This window comes from Acidimicrobiales bacterium (assembly GCA_035316325.1).
In the GTDB taxonomy this organism is placed as follows: Bacteria; Actinomycetota; Acidimicrobiia; order Acidimicrobiales; family VFJN01; genus DASXTK01.
In genome coordinates this window covers 1-20,982 of record DATHJB010000205.1, presented here as the reverse complement: position 1 = coordinate 20,982, position 20,982 = coordinate 1, and the positions used below count along the sequence as shown (strand labels likewise).

Sequence of the window (20,982 nt, the reverse complement as noted above, 5' to 3'; positions counted from 1 at the left end):
TCTCGGACTCGGGGGTGTCCTGGAGGGCGAACCAGGTGGGGGCGTCGACCGGCTCGAGGCTCTCGGCGACGGCGAGGACCTCGTCGTCGGACAGGCCCCGCGCGGTGATCGTCACCCGCTCCCCGCCGGGCTCGATCCACTGCAGGTAGCGGTCGGCGCTGGCGAGGAACAGCGTGCCCTCCCCGAAGAAGCTCGGCGGCGCCAGCAGTCCCTGGGACAGCAGTGCCTCGTTGCCCCGCACGGTGACCACCCGGTCGTCGGCCGAGTCGAGGCTCGCCGCGGGCGGGATCCCGCTGTCGTCGACGACCTGCATCTGGAAGCCCCGCTCGGCGGCGGGGTCGCCGTAGGCCAGCACCCGTCCGTTGGTACCTCCGTCGCCCCCGCGGGTCCACTGGCCGGCCAGCTCGAAGCCCTCGGGCGGGCTCGCCAGCGTGTAGCTGCCGTCGCGCTCCTCGAACGACGCCATCGCGGCGGTCATCAGCTCCAACGGCAGAGGATCGGTCGGGCCGTCGGGCGTGGCCGGGGCGACGATGCCCCGCACGCTCACCTGGAGCGACTGGTCGGGGAAGGCCTTGTACACCTCGTAGTCGTCGGGGTTGTGCTGCGCGACCGAGTCGTCGGGCAGCGTGACCGGCCGGCTGTGGTCGGGTGCCAGGGAGCCGTCGGTCCGCACGTGCGACCAGCGCAGGTCGAGGATGTCGGTCGGGTGCTCCCGCGCCTCGTCGTAGCGCACCCAGCGCTGCGTGTTCTGCCAGTCGGAGATCGTGGCCATGCCGACGGTGATGCCCGGCAGGTCGCCACCCGACGCCTCCAGCAGCTCGAACCCGGACGGCACGGCGTCCGGCACCAGGAACAGGGGAGCGCCGTCGACCACGTCCTCGGAGGACCCGGCCACCACCGACGACGGGTCGTCGCCGCCCGGCAGCAGCCGCGTCGCCACCAGCGCCGCCGCCACGCCGGCCACCACCAGGCCCCCGGAGACGCCGCCCCGCCGCCGCCGGAGGTGCTGGCGACGCCGTCGTCGGACCAGGTCGTCGAGGTGGTCGGGCGGGGTGAGGTGACGGGCGGTCTCCTCGAAGTCCTCCCGGAGCCGGGTGGTCAGGTCAGGCATCGATCGTCTCCTCGTCGAGCAGGACGCGCAGGCGGGCCAGCGCCCGCGCCGTCCGGGACTTCACGGTGCCCGGCGACACCTTCAGCAGCCGGGCCGTCTCGGCCTCGCCGAGGTCGGCGTAGAAGCGCAGCACCAGCACCGCACGCTGGGCCATGGGCAGGCGCAGCAGCGCGGCCTGCAGGACGTCGTGCTCGTCGACCTGAGCCTCCATGGTCGAGCCGCCGCGGTCGTCGCCCCACTGGCGGGCGGCGACGCGGCGCTCCAGTGCCCGGCGCCGGAAGCCGCCGGTCAGCTCGTTGACCAGGGCCCGTCGCAGGTACGACCGGGGGTGGTCGAGCACCGTGCCCCGCCGCCAGCGGGGCAGCACCCTGGCGAACACGTCGGCGACGGCGTCCTCGCTGCGGGCGCGGTCGCCGCAGATGAGCACCGCCAGGCGGTAGAGGTCGTCGCGGTGCGCCGAGTAGATCTCGTCGAACCGCTCGTCGCTGCGCATCATGCCCACCTCCCCTCCAGACGCGTAGCACGACGGTCAGGTTCCAGTTCGGTCCTGCACAGCCTTGCCGTTCGCGGGATACTCGGGCGGGGCTGGTCTGAGTTGGGGACGAGACGACACGTTGGGGGAACAATGCCGACGTCTCTGAAGTGGCGCGCAAGCTTCGAGGGCGGCTTCTCGCCGCGGGTGCGGAGGGCGGGCGTGGTCTACGTGCTGCTCACGCTGCCGGTCGTGGTCGCCGTCGGCAGCCTGGCCGACGGTCGGAGCGAGTACCTGGTGGCGTTCGTGCTGCTGGCGAGCGGCGTCTACACGACCCCGGCGCTGGTGGTGACCTGGCTGTCGCTCCGCGTCGTGCCGCAACCCAGCCGGCAGTACTGGACGCTGTGGGCGGCGGCACTGGTCTGCGTCTACTCCACCGGGATCGGGATACTCGCCGGCCTGGCCACCGGGTTCTCGGCCGGGACGCCGGTGGGCGTCGTGGTGGTCGGGCTCACCTGGGTGTTCCTGACGACGGCCGTCGCCGGCGTCGTGCGCACCCGGTCGGGCCGGCGGGCGGTGTCGGTCGACGTGGTCGAGTGGCTGATGTTCATGACCGTGGTCAGCGCCCCCGCGGCGCTGGTGTGGGGCGACGCGGTGCTGTCGTCGGACGCGACCTGGTTCGCCCTGCCTGCCGCGCTGGCCACGCTGGGCATGGTGTCGGGCTGCTACTGGGCGGTGGTGCTGTTCGTGCGCCTCGGGCCGGAGCGCACGCCGCGCGAGATCCTCGGCGTCCTCCTGGCCATGCTGGGCGTGCTCAACGGCGGGCTGCAGACCGCCCAGGCCGTCTCGGGCTTCACGCTGCCGAGCGGGCCGCTGCTCGGGATGCAGGGCGCCTGCATGAGCCTCCTGCTGCTGGTCCCCCTCTACATGCCGGCGAACGTGACGACCGGCCTGAGCCGCCTGCCCCTGCACGCCCAGGTGCGGGGCGGAGGGCTGGCCCCGGCGATGACGCTGCTCGGTGTGCCCGTCCTGCTGGCGGTCGTCGTCGTCCAGCACGACGACGCCGACTGGGCCGTCCCGGTGGCGCTGGGCGTCACGGTGGGGCTGCTGGTGCTGGCGGCGATCCGTCAGCTGCTGGCGGTGCGGGAGACCCGGCGGCTCTACGCGCTGGTGGAGAAGGCGGCGCGCGACCGTCGCGACCTGCTCGCCCGCATGATCCGTCGCATCGACGAGGATCGCCACGCGGTGGCTGCGCAGCTCCACGAGCAGGCGATGTCGGCGTACGCGACGTTCGTGTCGTACCTGCTGGCGACCACCCGCACGCCCACCGGCGGCCGTGCGCGGTCGACGGCGCTCAGCGGTGCGTCGGCGATGGTGCGCGACGACATGTCGCGCCATGCCGAGTCGCTGCGCCAGCTCATGCTCGCGGTCGGTCCGCTCGACACGGGCGCCGGGTCCGGCTCCGGGGCCGCAGCGCCCCGCTCGGAGAGCCTCCAGGTGCCGATCCAGGCCTACGTCGACAGCTTGTGGGGCGACGACCCGGTGCCGCAGCTCACCGTCGACGTCGACGCCGACCTGGTGCTCGACTGGATCACCGAGACCGTCGTCCTGCGCATCATCCAGGAGGCGGTGCGCAACGTGTGGCGCCACAGCCGGGCGTCACGGCTGGACGTGTCGCTCGACGTGGTCGGCGCGCTGTTCGAGGTACGGATCGCCGACGACGGCGTCGGTTTCGACCCCCACACGGTGCTCTACGAGTCGGGCATCGCGGCGATGCGGTCGTTCGCGGCGTTCACCAACGGCTCGGTCGACGTCGACAGCGCCCCCGGCACGGGCACGGTCGTCCGCGCCCGCCTGGGGGTCCAGTCAGGTCACTAAGGGAACTGGGCGACGGCGTAGGTGCAGGTGAGGCGCCACGCCTTCTCGGCGTTCACCTGGTCGGCGAGGCACAGCTCGACGTTGGCCAGGGCGAAGCCGAGGACGCCGGTGCTGGCGATCAGCAGCTCGTCGGCCGGCAGGCCCGACGGCGCCATGACCACGGCCATCTCGCCGGCGAGCTGCACGCGGGTGGCGATGGCCGCGGCCTCGACCGCCTCGTCGTGGGCGACCCACGGGTCGCGGAACAGCAGCCGGTAGGCCTGCGGGTTGTCGTCGAAGAAGGCGAACAGGGCGCCCAGCAGGTGCTCCATGCGGGTGCGGGCGGAGAACGGTGCCTTGGCGGCGTTGCGCAGCCGCTCGGTGAACTCGGCCAGCAGGTCCTGCGTGACGTGGACGAACAGCTCCGGTCGGCCCTGCGGGAAGTAGTGGTAGAGCAGCGCCTTCGACACCTTGGCGGCGGCTGCGACCTCGGCGAAGCCCGTGTCGACGTAGCCCGTCGTGGCGAACACCCCACGGGCCGCCGTGACCAGCTCGGTGCGGCGGGTGTCGGGGCTCTTGCGCACACGTTTCGGCTTCGTGTGCGGCACGGGTCGGGTTCCGGCGGCACTCATCTGCCTCGATCGTACGAGTTCGCGCTGCCTTGCGCCCTCATTGACCCCGAGCCCCGTATCTTGCTGCCATGTCGACTCTCGAGGGGACTGTCGCGCTGGTCACCGGCGCATCCAGCGGCATCGGTGAGGCCACCGCCCGACGGCTCGCCGCCGATGGCGCCGCGGTGGCGCTGGTGGCCCGCCGGGCCGACCGGCTGAACGCGCTGGCGAAGGAGCTGGACGGGCCCGGGCACCGCACGCTGGTGATCCCGGCCGACATCACCGAGGAGGCGCAGGCCCGGGCCGCGGTCGAGCAGACCGTCGCCGAGCTGGGGCGACTCGACACCCTGGTCAACAACGCCGGGATGATGCTGCTGGGCCCGGCCGTCGGGGCGCCGATCGACGAATGGCAGCGCATGGTCGAGATCAACGTGCTCGGCCTCCTCTACTGCGCCCACGCCGGCCTGCCTCATCTGTTGGCGGCGGCCACCGACGGTCCGCGGCGCGTCGCCGACTTGGTCAATGTCAGCTCGGTCGCAGGCCGAATCGCCCGCAGTGGAAGTGGTGTCTACAACCTCACCAAGCACGGTGTGGGGGCGCTGAGCGAGTCGCTGCGACAGGAGGTGACCGCGCGCCACGTGCGCGTGTCGCTCGTCGAGCCGGGGGCGGTGGAGACCGAGCTGGCCGGGCACAACCGGCCCGAGATCCGCGACTCGATCCGCCGGCGTTTCGCCGAAATCGAGCGGCTCCAAGCCGACGACATCGCCGACGCGGTCGCCTACATCGTCACCCGCCCCCGTCACGTCGCCGTCAACGAGCTCCTGATCCGCCCCACCGAACAGGAGGGCTGACCGGGGTTGTTTCGGCCATTTCTCGGGCTTTGATAGGCGTACCTGCGGCTCTGGGCCGTAGCATGAGACGTTCCCTATCGAAGGATGTGATTGATTTTGCCGAAGCCCAAGGAAGATGCGTTCGTCCTGGAAGGACGGACAGACGAAGCACTCAAGGGGGGCCACTTCCGGATCTCCCTCGACAACGGCCACCAGGTGCTCGGCCACCTGAGCGGGAAGATGCGCAAGAACCGCATCCGCATCCTCCCCGGCGACCGCGTGCAGGTGGAGGTCTCCGCCTACGACCTCAACCGCGGCCGCATCACCTACCGCTACAAGTGACCCAGCGAAGCGCAGCCTTCACCGCTCGGGGCAGCGGCGGGGTGGTCGGTGGAGTGAGCCGCCGACGACCTCTTGGCGCGGAAACGCGTGATTCGGCGGCTGACGCTGTACGGTTCTGAGGCGCGTTCGGTCAGAAGGACCGACGAGACACCGAAGAGAGATAATCCCTTGGCTACAGGTACCGTGAAGTTCTTCAACGCAGAGAAGGGCTTCGGCTTCATCTCGCGTGAGCAGGGCGATGATGTGTTCGTCCACTTCTCCAACATCCAGGGCGATGGGTACAAGACCCTCGAAGAGGGCCAGAACGTCGAGTTCGACGTCGCCCCCGGCCGCAAAGGCGAGGAAGCTCAGAACGTTCGCGTCGTCTGATCTCCGAGTCACAGGTCTCTTCGAACCGCCGGCTAACGCCGGCGGTTCGCCAGTTTTCGGGCCGGTTCGTCAGGCCCGGGCCTCCCGGACGAGCGCGGCGACCGGGCTGAGCTGCAACCACTTCGGCAGCCCGCGCACGATCCACCGGGCGCCCTGCAGCTCGATCGTGCCGTCCCGCATGGCGGCCAGCAGGTCGGTCTGGCCGTTCCACATCTTGTAGAGCTCGGCCAGCCGGGCCTTGAGCACGGCGTCGACCTCGAAGCCGGGGTCGGTGAAGCAGACCGAGGCGTCGCCCGGCTCCAGGACCAGCCAGAAGAGCCGCCGGTAGTCGGTCATGTCGACCATCACGACGGCGCGACGGTCGATCTCGCTGGTGTCGATCCGCTCGTGCATCCACCACATGAGCAGCTCGGGGTCGAGCTCCTCGGGCCGCGGGTCGCCGAACGTGTAGCGGGCGCCCCACTCGGCCAGGCCGAACACCAGCGGACGTAGGTCCTGGCCGGCCTGGGTCAGCTCGTAGCCGTCGTCGGTGCGGCGCACCAGCTCGGCGGCCTCGAGCTGGCGGAGGCGGCGGGACAGCAGCGCCCGGGAGATGCCGGGCAGGCCGCGGGCGATCTCGTTGAACCGGCGCGCCCCGACGAGCATGTCGCGGAGGATCAGGAGGGTCCAGCGCTCGCCGAGCACGTCGAGCGCCCGCGAGATCGGGCAGTACTGCGCATACGTCCTCATGGTTCACATCTTGTACTACCTGTCGAACCGATGGCCCCTTACGTTCGTACCGACCAGACGTGCGGGAACACACGAGGAGCGGACAGATGACGGTGACGGCGGACCAGACGACCACGACAGTGGACCGGGTGCACCCGGCGGCCCTGCGGCACGACGACGACCGGTTCGTCGGCATGGCGGCCGAGGTGGGGGCGGTAGCGGCCGAGCACAGCGCCGACCACGACCGCGACGCCACCTTCGTCCACCAGGCGTACGCGGCGATGCGCGCCGGCGGCTACCTGGCGCTGGCGGTGCCCACCGAGCTCGGCGGGCTCGGGGCCAGCATGCGGCAGGTCTGCTACGCCCAGGCCGAGCTGGCGCGCCACGACGGTGCCGCGGCGCTGGCATCGACCATGCACCTCTACAACACGCTGGCGCAGGTGTACCGGTGGCGCAACGGCGCCCCCGACGCCGAGGGCGTGCTGCGGCGGGTCGCCGACGAGGGCCTGGTGATCGCCACCAGCGGCGGGTCCGACTGGCTGTGGCCCACGACCGTGGCGGTGCCGGACGCCGACGGCAGCGGCTACCTGGTGAGCGGGCGCAAGGTGTTCTGCAGCCAGGCGCCGGGCGCCACGGTGATCTCCACCTCGGCGGTGGTGGGTGCCCCCGGCGACGGCGCCGAGGTCCTCCACTTCTCGGTACCGCTGGCGGCGGAGGGCGTGCGGCTGGAGGAGACCTGGGACACCCTGGGCATGCGCGGTACCGCCAGCCACGACCTCGTGCTCGACGACGTGCACGTGCCGGCCGAGCGGATCGTCGCCCGGCGCGTGTGGGGCGAGATGGCGCCGCCCCTGCTGGTGGCGGGGTTCCACTTCGCCCCGGTGGGCGGGGCCACGTACTTCGGCATCGCCGCAGGCGCCCGTGACGTCGCCGTGGCGGGCGCGACGACGGCCGCCCGGGGCGTCACGCCGTTGGCGACGTTGCCCCGGGTGCAGCGCCAGGTGGGCCTGATGGACGCCAAGCTGCGGGTCGCCTGGTGGGGGCTCATGGGGTCGCTCGACCAGCTCGGCGACGACTACACGGTGAACCCCGAGGCGGTGTCGGCGGTGATGCTGGCCAAGCGGCACGCCGTCACGGAGGCCATCGAGGTGGTCGACCTGGCCATGGACGTGCTGGGCGGGCGGTCGTACTACCGGCGCTCGCCGTTGGAGCGGGCGCTGCGCGACGTACGGGCCGGCACCTTCCACCCGTTCAGCCCCGAGGTGACCCTCAGCTACGCCGGCAAGCTGGCCCTGGGCCAGCCGGTCGACACCGAGTAGCGCGAGTCGCTACGACGGGCGGTTGCGACGGGCAGTCGGCGGCCGGGGCGGGGCGAGTTGTTCACTCGGGACGTTTGCCCTGCTCCGGCGCCTGTCGGCGACTGACAGTGACTCGATTCTCACGGGATGCGCGACTCGCGCCGCGAAGCGTGGCAGAATGATCTCGCTGTTGGTGGTCGTCCGGCCTGTCCGCCCGCCCCGGGCGACCACCGCAGCACTTCCGCTGGGGAGCGGGGCCGGGGGCGACTCAGCCGGGGCACTTCGAGCGCTCGACGTTAGATCAGATCGTGAGCTCGTAGGTCTTCGACGACGGCATCCCCAGCCACCAACGCTTCACCACCCGACGATGTCACACCCGTGCTGGCCTTCGTCGTCGACAGGGGCCAGGTCACCCACCTCGACATCGTCGCCAACCCCGAGGAGCTCACCCACCTCACCGGCGGGTCGCCGTCGTAGAGTCCCGGGCATGACGGCTGTTCTGGTGCACGGGGTGCCCGAGACCGCCCGGCTGTGGGACGCCCTGCGCGGCGAGCTGCAGCGCGACGACGTCGTGGCGCTGTCGCTGCCGGGGTTCGGGAACCCGCTCCCCGAGGGCTTCGAGCCGACCAAGGACGCCTACGCCGACTGGCTGATCGGCGAGGTCGAGGCGCTCGGCCGACCGGTCGACCTGGTGGGCCACGACTGGGGCGGCGGGTTCGCCCTGCGGCTCGTGAGCATCCGGCCCGACCTGGTCCGCACGTGGGTGCTCGACGCCGCCGGCATGGCCGACCCCGACTTCGCGTGGCACGACTTCGCCCGGATGTGGCAGACGCCCGGCGAGGGCGAGGCGTTCATGGAGGGCTGGCTGGCAGCGTCGCCCGCCGACAAGGCAGCCACCTTCGGCGCGGGCGAGGAGCCCAGCGAGTCGGTTCAGGCGATGGCGGCGGCGATCGACCGGACCATGACCGACGCCATCCTCACCCTCTACCGCTCGGCCGTGCGGACGCAGGACGACTGGGGCGATGACTTCGTCGACATCCCTCGGCCCGGCCTGGTGCTCGTGCCCAGCGAGGACCCGTTCCTCGACGGCGCCGCCGCCCGCCGCTCGGCCACCCGGGCCGGCGCAGGTGTCGTGGACCTGGAGGGCCAGGGCCACTGGTGGATGCTCGCCGACCCGTCCGGCGCCGCCCAGCTCCTCGAGGCCTTCTGGGACGAGACCGGCGACCCGTCGTAGCCCGAAACCTCGACAGGGACGGCGGCTATGGCGCCATCTCCGTCGAGATTTCCGTCTTGCCGCTGTCGCTGTCGGCGCCGCCGCATCCCTGTCAGCGATCTCACGACAGCCAACAAGCCGGTCTCCGACGACGAACGACTCGACCGTGGATCGGTGGCTACAGATGACTCGGGACGGGACGGGTCCGGCCGACTGCCGCCGCCGCGGATATGTAACCCGGTGGGGTGCCGCAATACGTTGGCCCGCATGGGCATCGCCGTGGTCGTCGGAAACCCCAAGCCCGCCTCCCGCACGCTGAGCGCCGCGGTGATGGTGGCCGAGAAGCTGGGCGGCGCGCCGCCCGAGATCGTGGTCGACGTCGTCGAGCTGGGCGCCGGACTGCTGGGCTGGGGCGACCCGGCGGTCACCGCCGCGGTCGAGTCGGTGCAGAAGTCGCAGGTCGTGGTGGTGGCGAGCCCCACGTTCAAGGCCACCTACACCGGGCTGGTGAAGCTCTTCCTGGACCAGATCCCGACGGACGGCCTCGCCGGCGTCGTGGCGGTGCCGCTGATGCTCGGCGCCGGTCCCGCCCACGCCCTGGCGCCGGAGCTGCTGCTGAAGCCGGTGCTGGTGGAGCTGGGGGCGACGTGCCCCACGAAGGGCCTCTACCTGGTGGACACGTCGTTCGACGACCCCGAGGCGGTCGAGCCGTGGCTCACCGTGGCCCGGCCGCAGGTGCTGGCGTCGCTGGGGGAGGCGCTGTGACCGCGCCGATGGCGATCAAGGTGGCCGCGCACGAGGTGATCGACGTCGGCGACCTGCGCAAGGTGTTCGGCTGCTTCCCGAGCGGCGTCACCGCGGTGTGCGCCGAGATCGACGGCGAGCCGGTGGGCATGGCGGCCAGCTCGTTCACGTCGGTGTCGCTCGACCCGCCGCTGATCCTGGTGTGCGCCGACAACGGCTCGTCCACCTGGGCGAAGCTCCGCACGGCGCCCCGCCTGGGGGTGAGCATCCTCAGCGCCGACCAGGACGTCGCCTGCCGTCAGCTGGCGTCCCGCGACGGTGACCGGTTCGCGGAGTGCACCTGGCAGGCGACCGACGACGGCGCCGTGTTCGTGGAGGGCGCGTCGGCCTGGCTCGACTGCGTGATCGACCAGGAGATCCCGGCCGGCGACCACCACATCGCCGTGCTGCGGATCGTGGCGCTGGAGGCCGACCCCAGCGTCGAGCCGCTGGTGTTCCACGCCAGCCGCTTCGCCCGCCTCGCCGCCGCCGCCGTGTAGTCGGTGCAGGTCGTAGCCCTGTAGCGGCCAGACGCCGAGCGGTCACATTGGGGACAGGTGACCCCACGTGGTCGCCGGTGGCCAGCTAGTTTCGGCGCTGAGACGTCCGACCGCCGCAGGACCAAACGTCGATCTCCCCGGTTTTCGCGGCTTTCGTGAACCACTTCGGGTGGCTCAGGCGTCTATAGAGGCATTGATCGGTGCGCACATCCCCAGGGCGGCTCCGCGACTTTGGCTTTGCACGACACCTCACCCGAGCGAGGTAGCCCGGCGTCGGCCCCGGGCCGGTCGTCGGCGTCGGTCGCCGGGCCCCGGGTCGGAGCGAACCTGCTGTGGCTGGTGCCGGGCGACGTGGGCGGGTCGGAGGACTACGCCGTCGGCCTGGTGCGTGAGCTGGCTCGATCCGGGCAGGTCGACCTCACCGTGTTCTGCCAGCCCGAGCTGGCCGACGCCTACCCCGATCTCGACGCGGCCGGTGTCCTCGTCCCCGGCCCGGGCCTGGGCGAGAAGCGGGGCCTGCGGCTGTTCTGGGAGAACTCCTGGCTGCCGTACCAGGTGCGGCACCTCGGGCTGCACCTGGTGCACCACCTGGGCGGCACGATCCCGCCGCTGGGAGCGTCACGCTCGGTGCTCACCGTGTACGACCTGCAGCCCCTGACCCACCCCGAGCGCTTCCGTCCCGCCAAGCGGGCCTGGCTGCGCACCGCGCTCCCGCGGTCGGCCCGGCACGCGGGCATGGTGCTCACGCTGAGCGAGCACGTGCGCCAGCATGTCGTCCGCCACCTGGGCACCCCCGCCGACCAGGTGATGGTGGTCCCGCCCGGTGTGCGCGGCGCCCGCACCCGCGATGCCGACGCGGCCGCCGCCGCCCGTCGCCGCTACCGCCTCGACCCCGACAGCGAGCTGCTGCTCTACCCGGCCATCACCTACCCCCACAAGAACCACGAGGTGCTGGTCAGAGCCCTCGCCAAGGTGGTGGCCCAACGGCCGGGGGTGACGCTGGTGCTCACGGGACGGCCGGGTCCCGGCGACGCGGCCATCGCCGCCCTGGCCCACGAGCACGGGATCGGCTCGGCGGTGCGGCGCCTCGGGCGGCTGCCCCGGCACGACCTCGACGCCCTGTTCGACGCTGCCGCCGCCCTGGTGTTCCCGTCGACCCACGAGGGCTTCGGGCTGCCGCTGCTGGAGGCGATGACCCGGGGCTGCCCGATCCTGGCGGCCGACGCGTCGGCGATCCCCGAGATCGTGGGTGGCAACGGCCAGCTGCTGCCGCCGCACGACTCGGCGGCCTGGGCCGACGCGATCGTGGCCCTGCTGGTCGACCCCGAACGTCGGGCCACCCTGGCGACCGCGTCGTCCGACGGTCTCGCCCGTTTCCGCTGGGACGAGACCGCCGCGGCGATCGTCGACGTCTACCGGAGCGTCGCCGCGGCGTCGCCGGTGCCGCCCGCGTAGCCGCATAGTCCGACCCGCCGGCGTCACGCAGTAGCTTCCGGCGTCGTGCCCCGTCTGTACTCGACGACGAAGCGTCTGCTGGTCGGCGCACCCCTGCCGTCGACCGCCGCCTCGCACGAGCGCCTGTCGAAGAAGGTGGGTCTGGCGATCTTCTCGTCGGACGCGGTCGCCTCCAGCGCCTTCGCCACCCAGGAGATCCTGCACGTGCTGGTGCCGGTGGCCGGGATGGCCGCCATCGGCTACCTGACGCCGCTGTCGCTGCTGGTGGTGGTGCTGCTGGCCATCGTGGTCTTCAGCTACCGCCAGACCATCAAGTCGTACCCGAACGGCGGCGGCTCCTACATCGTCAGCAAGGACAACCTGGGCACCGGTCCGGGCCTGGTGGCCGGGGCATCGCTGCTGGTCGATTACACGCTGACGGTGGCCGTGTCGATCGCCGCCGGCACCGCCGCCGTCACCTCGGCGATCGACCCGCTGCGCAACCACGAGGTGGCGGTGGCCGTGACGCTGCTGGTGCTGCTGGCGATCGCCAACCTGCGGGGCGTGCGGGAGTCGGGGAGGCTGTTCGCCCCGCCCACCTACGGCTACATCGCGGTGATGGTGGTGTTCATCGGCTATGGACTGCTGCGCACGACCCTCGGCGACCTCGGCGAGCTGCCGGTCGACCAGCAGGCCCTGTCCCACGCCACCGACAACGGCGCGACCCTCGGCACGCTGTCGCTGTTCCTGCTGATGCGGGCGTTCTCGTCGGGCGCCATCGCGCTGTCCGGCGTGGAGGCCATCTCCAACGGCGTGCCGGCCTTCCGCCCGCCGTCGGCCCGCAACGCCGCCATCACGCTGAGCTGGACGGGCGGCATCCTGGCGGTGCTGTTCTGCGGCGTGGCCGCGCTGGCGCTGCAGCTGCGCCCGACCCTCAGCGAGGAGGAGACGATCCTCTCGGTGATGGGCCGGTCCGTGTTCGGCGACCACAACCCGCTCTACTACGTGCTCCAGTTCTTCACCGCGGCGATCCTGATCCTGTCGGCCAACACGGCGTTCGCGGACTTCCCCCGGCTCTCGGCGGTGATCGCCTCCGACGGCTACATGCCCCGCCAGCTGGCCACCCGCGGCGACCGGCTGGCCTTCTCCAACGGGATCATCGTGCTGACGCTGGCGTCGATCGGGCTGCTGGTGGCGTTCGACGCCCAGGTGTCGGCGCTGGTGCCGCTGTTCGCCGTGGGCCTGTTCACGAGCTTCACGCTCAGCCAGGCGGGGATGGTGCTGCACCACCGGCGCGTGCGGGAGCCGCACTGGCAGCTGGGCCTGGCGATCAACGCCCTGGGGGCGGTCGCCACGGGGATCGTGCTGGTGGTGGTGCTGGTGTCGAAGTTCACCGAGGGCGCCTGGGTGCCGACGATCATGATCCCGCTGATCGTGGGGGCGTTCGTGGCCGTGCACCGCCACTACCGGCGGGTCGGCCAGTCGATCGCGCTGCGCGAGGGCGACCTCGACGAGACGGTCCGCCACACGGTGGTGGTGCTGGTGTCACACCCGACGCGGGTGGTGGCCCACGCCGTCCGCTACGCCCAGGCGATGCGGCCCGACCACCTGTTCGCGGTCACCGTGCTGCAGGACGACCGCCGGCGGGACGACGCCGAGCAGGAGTGGGCGGCGGCCGGCTTCGACGTGCCGCTGGAGGTGCTCGACGACCCGTACCGGGACGTGACGTCGGTGATCGAGGCCTTCCTCGACGACGCCGATGCCCGCTGGGCCGACGACACCCTCACCGTGGTGATCCCCGAGTACGTGGTGACGCACTGGTGGGAGCAGCTGCTGCACAACCAGAGCGCCCTCGCCCTGAAGGCCCGGCTGCTCTACCGTCCGAACACGGTGGTGACGTCGGTGCCGTTCCAGGTGGATTGAGGGCGCTGATGGGCTGAGCGACTGGCCTGCGGCACACTGGGTCCATGACGGCGTTCGAGGTACGGGGGATCAACCACCTGGCGCTGGTGTGCAGCGACATGGACCGGACGGTCGACTTCTACAGCGGGGTGCTGGGCTTCCCGCTGGTGAAGAAGATCGAGCTGCCGCACGGCTTCGGGCAGCACTTCTTCTTCGGACTCGGCAACGGCGACTGCCTGGCGTTCTTCTGGATCCCCGGGTCGCCCGGACCGGCGCCGGGGATCGCCGCGCCCAGCGGGCTGCCGGGCACGCCGGGGCTGCTCAGCGCCGTCGGGTCGATGAACCACGTGGCGTTCGACGTCGACCCCGAGAAGATCGAGGGCTACCGCGACCGGCTGGTCGAGCACGGCATCGAGTGCACCGAGGTCGCCAACCACGACGACAGCCCCGACGGCGTCAGCCGCCACATGCACCCGGGCGTGTTCATGCGCAGCCTCTACTTCTTCGACCCCGACGGGATCCTGCTCGAGTTCTCCTGCTGGATCGGCGAGAAGCCCTTCTGACGCCCGCCCGCAGGCGAAACTTCGACAGAAGTGGTCGCCAGAGCGCCATCTGTGTCGAAGTTTCGGTCAGGCGTCCGGGTCGACCAGGGCCTCGGTGACCACCTGGGCCATCTCGGCGCGGCCGAAGCCGCTGCCGCCCGCCCCACCGTCGCCGAGGCGGACCACCACCGTGTCGGAGCCCGGGTCGACGGCGATGATCTGGTCGCCCAGGCCGTGGGCCCAGAACATGTCCTCGGGGGCGCCGGGGACCGCCTGGCCGTCGGGGCCGGGACCGGCGTTGGGGTCGGTGGCGGCGTCCGGGTTCGGCTGCGGGCCCTTGCGGTTGAGCCACCACAGGTAGCCGTAGGAGGCGTTCAGGTCCTGCGACGGGGCGCCGATCGCCTCGTCCACCCACTCCGCCGGCACCACCTCGTCGCCGTCCCAGGTCCCCTGGTTGAGGAACAGGTGGCCGAAGCGGGCCATGTCCTGGCAGGTCGACTGGAGCCCGAAGAACATGTTGGTGTTGCCCGCACCGTCGAGGGTCATCTCGGAGTCGGCCATGCCGATGGGCTCGAAGATCCGCTCCTGGGCGTAGTCGGCGGGCGACTCGTCCACTGTCGCGTCGAGCACGGCGTCGAGGGTCTGGATGGCCGAGTTGTTGTACACCCACACCGTGCCGGGTGGCTCGTCCTGGCCGAGGCCGATGCCGTAGGCGGTGCGGTCGGGGGCGCCGATGAGGCCGGGGTAGTCCTCCTCGAAGGTCCAGTGGCGCCCGGAGTCGTTGCTGATCAGGTCCTTGACGGTCACGTCCTCCGAGGGCGTGCCCACCCACTCGGGGATGTACTCGGAGGCCTTGTCGTCGACGTCGAGCTTGCCGTCGGCCACGGCCAGCCCCACCAGCGTCGACGCGTACGACTTGGTGGCCGAGAACACCTCGTGCGGTGTCGTCGGCGTCTCCTCGCCCCAGTACCACTCCTTCACCAGCTCCCCGTGGCGCACCACCAGGAAGCAGTACGACGCGCTGGCCTCGGCGGCGGCGGCGATCTCGTCGAGCTTGGCGGGGTCGAAGCCGGCTTCGGCGGGGTCGACGGTGGCCCACTCCTCGCCGGGGAACGCGGTGTCGGGCGCGGCGGCCTCGGTGGTCTCGGTCGTGTCGTCGGTCTCGCTCGACGAGTCGTCGTCGCCGGACGAGCACGACGCAGCCAACAGGGCCGCGCTCAGCGCCGCGGCCGTCATCCCCCGGGTGAAACGTTGCATGCAGCGTGCAGTCTGTCAGCTGAAGGCCGTGAGCGTCGCCTCCACGTCGCCGAGGGGGTAGAGGATCGGGCACGTGCAGCCGGCGGCGACGTACTCGGCCACCTTCGCCTGGCACTCCTCGGCCGTGCCGGCGGCGCACAGCAGGTGCACCACCTCGTCGGGCACCAGCTTCGACGCCGCCACCACCTGCTCGTGGGTGGCGGGCCAGGTGAGCACCCGGTTGATGTCGTCGAGCAGCGACGACGGGACGCCCGACGCCTTCATGATGTGCGGCTGCTGGCCCAGGTACTGGGTGACCAGCAGGCGGGCGGCGTCGAGCGCCGCATCGCGGTCGTCGTCCAGCGAGCACACCACCAGCTGGGGCCGGTCGACGTCGTCCACCGAGCGCCCGGCCCGCTCGGCGCCTCGGGCCAGCGACTCCATCGCCCGGTCGTTGTAGGCGGGGGAGACCAGGTAGTTGAGGACGACGCCGTCGGCGATCTCGCCGGCCAGCTCCAGCATCTTGGGGCCGGTGGCGCCGATGTAGAGCGGCACGTCCTTGGGGCGGCGCTCCTCGTGGACGTAGTCGAGCTCCACGCCGTCGAGGTGCACGAAGTCGCCGTCGTAGTCGACCGGGCCGTCGCAGCGCAGCAGCGCCCGGACGCTCTCGACCACCTCGCGCATGGCCTGCAGCGGCCGTCGCCGGTCGACGCCGACCTTCGACGCCAGCGGCTCCCACCAGGCGCCCAGGCCCGCGAGGATGCGGCCGGGGGCGAGGTCGTCGAGCGTGGAGAACAGCGACGCCAGCCGGGCCGGGTTGCGGGTCCACATGTCGATCACGCCGGAGCCGACGGCGATGGTGTCGGTGGTGGCCGCGAAGGCCGCCATGGGGACGGTCGCCTCCCGCACCAGGCGGCTGTCGGCCTGCCACACCGCGGCGTAGCCGAGCTCCTCGGCCCGTTGCACGTACGCCATGGCGTCGCGGATCGGGTGGGCGTCCTGGATGTAGAGCGCCACTGGTGTCGGGTTCGGCGTCACAGGCGTGACCACAGCTTCTCGGCCTCCTCCCAGGCACGGGCCCGGACTCGTTCACTGTCGACCCGGGTGCAGCGGCCGCCGTCGACCACCACCTCGCCGTCGACCACCACCCGCTCGGCCCGCACCCCCGGCGTGAACGCCAGGTACCAGGGATCGACCCGGTCGGCCGACCAGGTGACCACGTCGTCGCGCACCTCGGGCACGAGGTCGCCGCCGGCATCGAGCCAGGCCCAGGCCGCCTCGGGGGTGGCGGTCACGTCGTCGGCCCGCTGGGCGACGTAGGCCAGCGCGGCCTCCTCCAGCATCGCCGCCCCGATGCCGTCGCTGCCCAGCACCACCCGGTTGCTGGCCGCCGACCAGCGGGCCGGGCGGGCGTAACCCACGCCGTTGTTGAGGTTCGACCGGGGGTTGTGGGCGACCGTCCCGGCCAGGGGAGGGTCGACGTGGACGCAGTGGGCCAGCAGCCAGTCGTCGTTCGCGTGCGGGCGCAGGCGCTCCGCGGCCCCGGCGTCGACCGCGTCCTCGCCCACGTGGACGTGGACGCCCACCCCGTGGTCGGCGGCCAGGCCCACCACGGCCTCCAGGGTGGCGTCCGACAGCGTGAGGCAGGCGTGGGCGCCGACCATGCCCCGCCCGCCCGCCCTCAGGAAGCGGTCGTTCTCCGCCAGCCCGGCCTCGGCGCCGGCCGTGCCGTGCCGATCGGTCACCTCGTAGCAGCACACCGCCCGCACCCCGACCTCGGCACAGGCCGCGGCGATCACGTCGAGGCTGCCGTCGATCGCCGTGGGGCTGGCGTGGTGGTCGACGATGGCTGTCGTCCCGGCCTCGAGCGCCTCCACTGCGCCGAGCAACGCCGACCACCGCACCAGCTCCAGGTCGAGGGCGGCGTCGAGGCGCCACCACACCTGTTCCAGGATCTCCGTGAACCCCGTGGGCGTCCGGGGCGGCGACGGCATCCCGCGGGCCAGCGCCGAGTAGAGGTGGTGGTGTGCGCACACCAGCCCCGGCGTCTGCGCCCCCGTCATGCCATCGGGCCGACCGGGTCGACCGGGTCGATCGACATGGGCAGCGACGAGCGCCACCCGCCGTCGCGGGCGTGCAGCGCCGCGGCGACGGCACCCGCGGTCGGCACCAGCCCGATCTCGCCCACGCCCTTCACCCCGTACGGCGACCGGGGCTGGGGGCGCTCGATCAGGAGCACCTCGACCGGCGGCATGTCCTTGGGGCGCAGGATGTTCAGCGACCGCAGGGTCAGCGCCGTGGGGCGGCCCTCGCCGTCGGTGGGGAAGTCCTCGGTGAGGGCGTAGCCGAGCCCCATGTGGACGGCGCCCAGCACCTGGCCCTCGCACAGCAGCGGGTTGACCACCCGGCCGACGTCGTGGGCGGCGACCACCCGCTCGATCTTGCCCGTCTCCGGGTCCATGATCACCAGCTGGGCGGCGTAGCCGAACGCGGAGTGGATGGTCGGATGCTCGACCGTACCCATCGCCTGGGTCCAGTCGACGCGATGCTCGCCCTCGTAGTCGACGCCCCGCGTGCAGCCCGCCGCCAGGGCCGCCTTGCAGGCCGCGGCGACGGAGCCCGCGCCCATCAGCGTCCCCCGGCTGCCGGTGGTCTGGCCGGCGCCCAGCTCGCGCGACGTGTCGACCAGCACCCGGATCCGCGCCGGGTCCACGTCGAGCTCCTGGGCGGCGACGTGGACCGCCACCGTGTGGATGCCCTGGCCCATCTCCGTCCAGCAGTGGCGCACGGTGATCGTGTCGTCGTGCTCGAAGCGCACGACGGCCTTCGCCACCTCGACGAACCCGTTGCCCAGCCCGGAGTTCTTGAGCCCGAGGCCGAGCCCCACAGCCTTGCCCTCGGCCTGGGCCGCCGCCCAGGCGGGGCGCAGGGCGTCGAGGCAGTCGCGGGCGCCGAGGCAGCCCTCGTCCATGATCTGGCCCGGGCCCCAGGTGGCGCCGGGGGTGACCACGTTGCGCGAGCGGATGGTCCACGGGTCGATGCCGGTGGCTTCGGCCAGGCGGTCGAGCAGGCCCTCGGTGGCGAACTGGGCCTGGTTCGCGCCGAAGCCCCGGAACGCCCCGCACACCGGGTTGTTGGTGCGCGCCGCCACGGCCTCGACGTCGATCGCCGGCCACACGTACGGCCCGCCCATGTGCCCGGCCGCCCGCTCCAGCACCTTCATGCCCACCGAGGCGTAAGGACCCGAGTCGCCGACGATGCGGGCCCGCAGCGCCATCAACCGGCCGTCGCCGTCGCAGCCGGCCCACGCCTCGATGCGGACGGGATGGCGCTTGGGGTGGACGTGCAGCGACTCCTCCCGGCTGAGCGTGCACTTCACCGGCCGCTGCAGCAGGTGGGCGGCGAGCGCGGTCTGCGTCTGGTTGGCGCAGTCCTCCTTGCCGCCGAAGGCGCCGCCGTTGGCGACCAGGTGGACCAGCACCCGGTCCTCGTCGATGCCGAGGACGTCGGCGATCTGGCGGCGGTCGTCCCACACGCCCTGGCCGCCGGAGAACACCTCCAGCCGGCCGTCCTCCAGGGGGACCGCCAGCGTCGACTCGGGTTCGAGGAAGGCGTGCTCCACCCGCTGGGTCTGGAACACCTCGTGGACGACGTGGGCCGCGGCGGACAGCTCGGCGCCCACGTAGCCCCGGCGGTAGGCACTGCGCGACAGCACGTTGCCGTCGAGGCCCCACACGGCGTCCTCGGGGTCGTCGACGGCGGCGACCGGGTCGACGATGGGGCGCAGCCGGTGGTAGTCGACCCGCACGAGCTCCGCCGCGGCGCGGGCGGTCTGGCGGTCCTCGGCGACGACCAGTGCCAGGACGTCGCCGGTGTACGACGTGCGGCCGCCCACCGGGATGAACACCGGCCAGTCGCGGTGGATGAGCCCGATGCGCAGCTCGCCGGGGACGTCGGCGGCGGTGAGCACCCGCACGACGCCGGGGGTCGCCGCTGCCGCCGTGGTGTCGATGGCGAGGACGTCGGCCCGGGCGTGGGTGGCCAGCACCACGGCGGCGTGCAGCATCCCGTCGACCCGCAGGTCGTCGACGTAGGGCTTGTCGCCCAACGCCAGCTCGCCGGCCTGGTAGCGGGTGGAGCGGGTGCCGAGCGCCGTGGGCGCCTCGACGGCGATCTCGGCCTCGTTGCCCTTGGCCAGCGCCTCGACGGCGTCGAGTATCGGGTGGTAGCCGGTGCAGCGGCAGAGGTGGGCGCCCAGGTGGCGGGCGGCCTTGTCGCGGGTGAGGGCGGGGCCGTCCTTGTCGAGGAGGGCCTTGCAGCGCAGCACGATGCCGGGGGTGCAGAAGCCGCACTGGAGGGCGCCGCTGGCGGCGAAGGCGCCGGCGTAGCGGTCGCGCTCGTCGGCGTCGATGCCCTCGAGGGTGGTGACCCGGCGGCCCTCGACCTTGGCGAGCGGCGTCTGGCAGCTGACCACCGCCTTGCCGTCGAGGAGGATCGTGCAGCAGCCGCAGTGACCCGACGGCGAGCAGCCGTCCTTGGGGCTGGTGACGTCGAGCTCCTCGCGCAGGGCCGCGAGCAGGTGGGGGTGCTCGCCGACCTCGACGTCGGCACCGTTGAGCGAGAAGCGAGCCACAGCCCTGCCTACCTTGCCAGACTTCAACAAATTGTTGAAGTCGTTGCCGTTACCACTCGGTAAAACTCCCCCGGTGCCGCTCCTGCTGAACCCCCACACGTCGCCGCTGCCCGCCCCCTCGTCGTCCGGCGACGTGCTGTCGTTCCATCGTCGCCTGCCGGGCTACGCGTCGACGCCGGTGGTGTCCCTGCCGTCCGTGGCCATGGGGTGTGGCGTCGCCGAGGTGCTGGTGAAGGCCGAGGTGTCGCGGCTGGGGCTGCCGTCGTTCAAGGTGCTGGGGGCGTCGTGGGCGGCCTACCGGCTGTTGTGCTCGCGGGTGGGCGAGGTGCCGGAGTGGGGGACGGTGGACGACTTCGCCGACGCCGTGGCCGCGCGGTTGGGGCCATTGCGCCTGGTGGCGGCCACCGACGGGAACCACGGCCGGGCGGTGGCCCACATGGCGGCGCTGTGGCGGCTGAAGGCCACGATCCTCGTCCCGGAGGGGACCGCGGCGGCCCGGATCGACGCCATCGCCGGCGAGGGCGCCGAGGTCGTGGTGGTCGACGGCACCTACGACGACGCCGTCGCCCAGTCGGCCACGCTCGCGGCCGACGACACGCTGGTGGTCTCCGACACCTCGTAGCCGGGCCACGAGGACCCGCCGAGGTGGGTCATCGAGGGCTACTCCACGATCTTCGCCGAGCTGGCCGAGCAGCTGGCGGCCCCGCCGGACGTCGTGATGGTGCCCCTCGGGGTCGGGGCGCTGGGCGCGGCGGCGGCGACCAACTTCCGCGGCCCGACGCTCGTCGGCGTCGAGCCCGACTCCGCGGCCTGCGTGGCGGCGGCGGTCGAGGCGGGCGAGATCGTGGAGGTGCCGGGCCCCCACCGGTCGATCATGGCCGGCCTGAACTGCGGCTTCGCCTCCCCGGTCGCCCTGCCCACGGTGACCGCCGGCTTCACCGCCTTCGTCTCGGTGACCGACGAGCGCTGCCGCGAGGCGATCCGCGAGCTCTCCGACTCGGGCCTCGATGTCGGCGAGACCGGTGCCGCGGCCCTCGCCGGCCTGCTGACCCTCACCGACACCGCGTCCCTCCCCACCGACACCCGGGTGCTCCTCCTCGCCACCGAGGGCGTCACCGACCCCGCCAACTTCGAGTCGATC

At 72.4% G+C, this 20,982-nt stretch carries 19 protein-coding genes and 1 pseudogene; 12 read left to right on the top strand and 8 right to left on the bottom strand.

Annotation, left to right across the window (positions count from 1 at the left end; translation table 11 throughout):
• Positions 1-1,111: hypothetical protein (locus tag VK611_26795; GenBank protein HMG44970.1), on the bottom strand; the 1,111-nt coding region annotated here is incomplete at its 3' end.
• Positions 1,104-1,607 (bottom strand): sigma-70 family RNA polymerase sigma factor, encoded by a 504-nt coding sequence (locus tag VK611_26790; GenBank protein ID HMG44969.1) that lies wholly within the window; start codon positions 1,605-1,607, stop codon positions 1,104-1,106. The genes VK611_26795 and VK611_26790, both read right to left, overlap by 8 nt.
• Before the next feature lie 129 nt (positions 1,608-1,736).
• On the opposite strand from VK611_26790, the gene VK611_26785 reads away from it, so the two are divergent.
• Positions 1,737-3,461 carry an ATP-binding protein gene (locus tag VK611_26785; protein HMG44968.1) on the top strand — a complete coding sequence of 575 codons (1,725 nt, stop codon included), beginning with the start codon at positions 1,737-1,739 and terminating at the stop codon, positions 3,459-3,461.
• On the opposite strand, the gene VK611_26780 is transcribed toward VK611_26785, so the two are convergent.
• Positions 3,458-4,072 carry a TetR/AcrR family transcriptional regulator gene (locus VK611_26780; GenBank protein HMG44967.1) on the bottom strand — a complete coding sequence of 205 codons (615 nt, stop codon included), beginning with the start codon at positions 4,070-4,072 and terminating at the stop codon, positions 3,458-3,460. The genes VK611_26785 and VK611_26780 overlap by 4 nt on opposite strands.
• A gap of 68 nt (positions 4,073-4,140) precedes the next feature.
• On the opposite strand from VK611_26780, the gene VK611_26775 reads away from it, so the two are divergent.
• The 3 genes from VK611_26775 (at position 4,141) to VK611_26765 (ending at position 5,592) form a co-directional block, all read left to right on the top strand.
• Positions 4,141-4,902: an SDR family NAD(P)-dependent oxidoreductase gene (locus tag VK611_26775; GenBank protein ID HMG44966.1), complete on the top strand. Its 762-nt coding sequence runs from the start codon at positions 4,141-4,143 to the stop codon at positions 4,900-4,902.
• A gap of 96 nt (positions 4,903-4,998) precedes the next feature.
• On the top strand, positions 4,999-5,223 hold the full coding sequence (infA, locus tag VK611_26770; GenBank protein HMG44965.1) for a translation initiation factor IF-1: 225 nt from the start codon (positions 4,999-5,001) through the stop codon (positions 5,221-5,223).
• 168 nt (positions 5,224-5,391) lie between these two features.
• Complete coding sequence (locus tag VK611_26765; GenBank protein ID HMG44964.1) at positions 5,392-5,592, top strand: cold-shock protein; 201 nt, start codon at positions 5,392-5,394, stop codon at positions 5,590-5,592.
• A 69-nt stretch (positions 5,593-5,661) separates the two neighbouring features.
• On the opposite strand, the gene VK611_26760 is transcribed toward VK611_26765, so the two are convergent.
• A complete protein-coding gene (locus tag VK611_26760) occupies positions 5,662-6,321 on the bottom strand; it encodes a helix-turn-helix domain-containing protein (GenBank protein ID HMG44963.1) in 660 nt (219 codons plus the stop codon).
• Between the two features lie 86 nt (positions 6,322-6,407).
• Here VK611_26760 and VK611_26755 point away from each other — a divergent pair, with 86 nt between their 5' ends.
• From VK611_26755 to VK611_26725, 7 genes are all read left to right on the top strand, one after another.
• Positions 6,408-7,619: an acyl-CoA dehydrogenase family protein gene (locus VK611_26755; GenBank protein HMG44962.1), complete on the top strand. Its 1,212-nt coding sequence runs from the start codon at positions 6,408-6,410 to the stop codon at positions 7,617-7,619.
• Between the two features lie 466 nt (positions 7,620-8,085).
• Positions 8,086-8,832: an alpha/beta hydrolase gene (locus VK611_26750; GenBank protein HMG44961.1), complete on the top strand. Its 747-nt coding sequence runs from the start codon at positions 8,086-8,088 to the stop codon at positions 8,830-8,832.
• A gap of 246 nt (positions 8,833-9,078) precedes the next feature.
• Positions 9,079-9,576, top strand: coding sequence for an NAD(P)H-dependent oxidoreductase (locus tag VK611_26745; GenBank protein ID HMG44960.1), 498 nt, complete (start codon positions 9,079-9,081; stop codon positions 9,574-9,576).
• Positions 9,573-10,094: a flavin reductase family protein gene (locus VK611_26740; protein ID HMG44959.1), complete on the top strand. Its 522-nt coding sequence runs from the start codon at positions 9,573-9,575 to the stop codon at positions 10,092-10,094. Before VK611_26745 ends, VK611_26740 begins: the two co-directional genes overlap by 4 nt.
• 237 nt (positions 10,095-10,331) lie before the next feature.
• On the top strand, positions 10,332-11,549 hold the full coding sequence (locus tag VK611_26735) for a glycosyltransferase family 1 protein (protein HMG44958.1): 1,218 nt from the start codon (positions 10,332-10,334) through the stop codon (positions 11,547-11,549).
• A gap of 45 nt (positions 11,550-11,594) precedes the next feature.
• On the top strand, positions 11,595-13,451 hold the full coding sequence (locus tag VK611_26730; GenBank protein HMG44957.1) for an APC family permease: 1,857 nt from the start codon (positions 11,595-11,597) through the stop codon (positions 13,449-13,451).
• Positions 13,452-13,495: 44 nt separating this feature from the next.
• On the top strand, positions 13,496-13,993 hold the full coding sequence (locus VK611_26725; GenBank protein HMG44956.1) for a VOC family protein: 498 nt from the start codon (positions 13,496-13,498) through the stop codon (positions 13,991-13,993).
• A gap of 66 nt (positions 13,994-14,059) precedes the next feature.
• Here VK611_26725 and VK611_26720 read toward each other — a convergent pair whose 3' ends face one another.
• The 4 genes from VK611_26720 to VK611_26705 are packed head-to-tail and all read right to left on the bottom strand — an operon-like array spanning position 14,060 to position 19,841.
• Entirely contained in the window at positions 14,060-15,229 is a 1,170-nt protein-coding gene (locus VK611_26720) for a serine hydrolase domain-containing protein (GenBank protein HMG44955.1), read from the bottom strand.
• Positions 15,230-15,244: 15 nt separating this feature from the next.
• Positions 15,245-16,258 (bottom strand): LLM class flavin-dependent oxidoreductase, encoded by a 1,014-nt coding sequence (locus tag VK611_26715; protein ID HMG44954.1) that lies wholly within the window; start codon positions 16,256-16,258, stop codon positions 15,245-15,247.
• The gene (locus tag VK611_26710; GenBank protein ID HMG44953.1) at positions 16,243-17,271 is read right to left on the bottom strand and encodes an amidohydrolase family protein; all 1,029 of its coding nucleotides are present in this window, start codon (positions 17,269-17,271) and stop codon (positions 16,243-16,245) included. Before VK611_26710 ends, VK611_26715 begins: the two co-directional genes overlap by 16 nt.
• The gene (locus VK611_26705) at positions 17,268-19,841 is read right to left on the bottom strand and encodes a molybdopterin cofactor-binding domain-containing protein (GenBank protein ID HMG44952.1); all 2,574 of its coding nucleotides are present in this window, start codon (positions 19,839-19,841) and stop codon (positions 17,268-17,270) included. Before VK611_26705 ends, VK611_26710 begins: the two co-directional genes overlap by 4 nt.
• Between VK611_26705 and VK611_26700 the strand changes: the two are divergent.
• Positions 19,753-20,982: pseudogene (locus VK611_26700) on the top strand (pyridoxal-phosphate dependent enzyme). The gene VK611_26705 and the pseudogene VK611_26700 sit on opposite strands and share 89 nt — an antisense overlap.

Bases quoted from the DNA above. Each gene is read 5' to 3' on its own strand.
- VK611_26710 (HMG44953.1), bottom strand. From the start codon at position 17,271: ATGACGGGGGCGCAGACGCCGGGGCTGGTGTGCGCACACCACCACCTC.
- VK611_26760 (HMG44963.1), bottom strand. From the start codon at position 6,321: ATGAGGACGTATGCGCAGTACTGCCCGATCTCGCGGGCGCTCGACGTG.
- VK611_26755 (HMG44962.1), top strand. From the start codon at position 6,408: ATGACGGTGACGGCGGACCAGACGACCACGACAGTGGACCGGGTGCAC.
- VK611_26720 (HMG44955.1), bottom strand. From the start codon at position 15,229: ATGCAACGTTTCACCCGGGGGATGACGGCCGCGGCGCTGAGCGCGGCC.
- VK611_26775 (HMG44966.1), top strand. From the start codon at position 4,141: ATGTCGACTCTCGAGGGGACTGTCGCGCTGGTCACCGGCGCATCCAGC.
- VK611_26750 (HMG44961.1), top strand. From the start codon at position 8,086: ATGACGGCTGTTCTGGTGCACGGGGTGCCCGAGACCGCCCGGCTGTGG.
- VK611_26780 (HMG44967.1), bottom strand. From the start codon at position 4,072: ATGAGTGCCGCCGGAACCCGACCCGTGCCGCACACGAAGCCGAAACGT.
- VK611_26790 (HMG44969.1), bottom strand. From the start codon at position 1,607: ATGATGCGCAGCGACGAGCGGTTCGACGAGATCTACTCGGCGCACCGC.
- VK611_26785 (HMG44968.1), top strand. From the start codon at position 1,737: ATGCCGACGTCTCTGAAGTGGCGCGCAAGCTTCGAGGGCGGCTTCTCG.
- VK611_26745 (HMG44960.1), top strand. From the start codon at position 9,079: ATGGGCATCGCCGTGGTCGTCGGAAACCCCAAGCCCGCCTCCCGCACG.
- VK611_26725 (HMG44956.1), top strand. From the start codon at position 13,496: ATGACGGCGTTCGAGGTACGGGGGATCAACCACCTGGCGCTGGTGTGC.